This window comes from Ectobacillus sp., from assembly GCF_056992975.1.
This window is the reverse complement of record NZ_JBXKMX010000167.1, coordinates 1-1,785: the sequence shown is the minus strand read 5'-3', so window position 1 is coordinate 1,785 and position 1,785 is coordinate 1. Positions and strand designations below refer to the sequence as shown.

Annotated in this window: 3 protein-coding genes; all 3 read right to left on the bottom strand. The window is 37.5% G+C overall.

Annotation, left to right across the window (positions count from 1 at the left end; genetic code table 11):
- Positions 1 to 442 (bottom strand): TMEM164-related integral membrane acyltransferase (locus AC11ZT_RS07770; protein ID WP_484059052.1); only part of this gene is annotated, 442 nt, incomplete at its 3' end.
- A 137-nt stretch (positions 443 to 579) separates the two neighbouring features.
- A complete protein-coding gene (locus tag AC11ZT_RS07765) occupies positions 580 to 1,290 on the bottom strand; it encodes a VIT1/CCC1 transporter family protein (protein WP_484059051.1) in 711 nt (236 codons plus the stop codon).
- 200 nt (positions 1,291 to 1,490) lie between these two features.
- Positions 1,491 to 1,785 (bottom strand): multidrug resistance efflux transporter family protein (locus tag AC11ZT_RS07760; protein ID WP_484059050.1); only part of this gene is annotated, 295 nt, incomplete at its 5' end.

The following is a 1,785-nucleotide window of genomic DNA, read 5'->3' as shown; positions in this document are numbered from 1 at the left end:
TAACACCGCCATGTGAGACATAAAAATCAATGTATCGAAAATGCGGAAAGGAGTAGATACCCAGATCAGGTGTCAGCATGGCTTGGATTGAACTGCTTATTCCAGCAAAATATAAAAATCGAAATAAACTAACGCTCCTTGTTACTAACATCACGATGGAAAGTAAAATGGAAATATCGCTAAGATGAAGAGGTAAAGTCGAACCAAGCGACCAAATTTGAAAAGAAAGGAACCAGACGTGATAACTGGCTTCAGCAAGAATTAAAAGAATGGCAAGTGAATAACCAAACAAATGATTCCTTTTTGTCTCTGCAAGCCATTTTCTAACCATGAAAAGGCATATACAGAGCAATCCAATCGTCAATATAGTTAAAAGATGTTCTTCTGAAAACAATTGAAAAGGATGATTTGGATAGTCTTTTTGAAAATATGGCTGCATCATTTCACCTCAAATTGAGAAGTCTAGCTACACCCTTATTTTCGCTTAAACCACCCTCATTTTATTCAGTTTTGTTTATCTCCGATTTAATTTAAAAAGGACATATTCGCTAATGCGAATATGTCCTTGATGTTACTAGGTTACGATATTAATTTTGCAATCGTAAATGCAATACCAGCAGCTAATCCACCTACTAAAGTTGTTTGCCATGCACTCTTAAATGGCTTGGATCCAGTAAATGTGCCCTTCACATATCCAAAAATAAACAACGCAATCAGTGTCATAACAACAGAAACTAAAAGTGCTGAATCTGGTTTGGAAATAAACATATATGGAGATAAAGGAATAAGACCACCTACTATGTATGATATTCCAATGGTAAGGGAACTATTTAATGCACGTTTCGGTTCAGGCTTTTCAAGTCCTAGTTCATATTTCATCATAAAATCAACCCATTTTTCATCATCTTTACTGATCGCATCGACAGCCGCATTAACCGTTTCATCAGGAATATTCCACTGACGTAATATGTCTGCTACTTCTTCCCGTTCGCGATTTGGCAATTCAATTATTTCTTTTCGTTCCCGTTCCAATTCAGACGCATAGTGTTCTTCATCTGTACGAGCAGCAAGAAATCCACCAAGTCCCATTGCAATCGATCCTGCAGCAACTTCGGCAACACCTGCAATTACAACCAAACTTGTAGTAGGAACGCTACCTGATAATCCGGCTGCTAGAGCAAACGGAACCGTGAGTCCATCGGCCATTCCAATGACAATATCCCGAATAAATTCAGGCGCCAAAAAGTGACTTTCTTCATGGGTTTCTTTATTCATTCCATTCTCTGACATAGAAATTCTCCCCCTTTATGTTCCAAATCAACTGTTTTTCTAATAGCTACGATAATGAAAATCCTTATCGTTACCCTTAAAATGCCACGTGGTGCTATTACATATGTAATAGCACCACGTTAGAATTTCAGTATAATTTGATTATTTATATTATATCATATTTATGAGAGTCGTACATGTTTTTACCAATAGGAAGTGTTCTACGCGCTTACCTCCCCTTTGCGAGAAACCGTACCTCTATGTGAAACATAGCTATGTATGATCATGCCTACAATAAGAAGAAACATTCCAAACCAAGAAAGTGTAGTAGGTAACGAATTAGGTAACAATATCCATTCGCCTAATACAGTAAACAATACTTCCATAGCTTGCGTAGCTTCGACTGCTGCTAGCTTCTGCATATTTCCTCTCACCATGTCGGTTGCATGAAAAAAAAGAACAGTTGCGATTGCTCCTGAACAAATAGCAACTATAGAGGATTGCAACATTTGTCCT

Coding starts and splice junctions, on each gene's coding strand:
- AC11ZT_RS07765 (WP_484059051.1), bottom strand. CDS start 1,290: ATGTCAGAGAATGGAATGAATAAAGAAACCCATGAAGAAAGTCACTTT.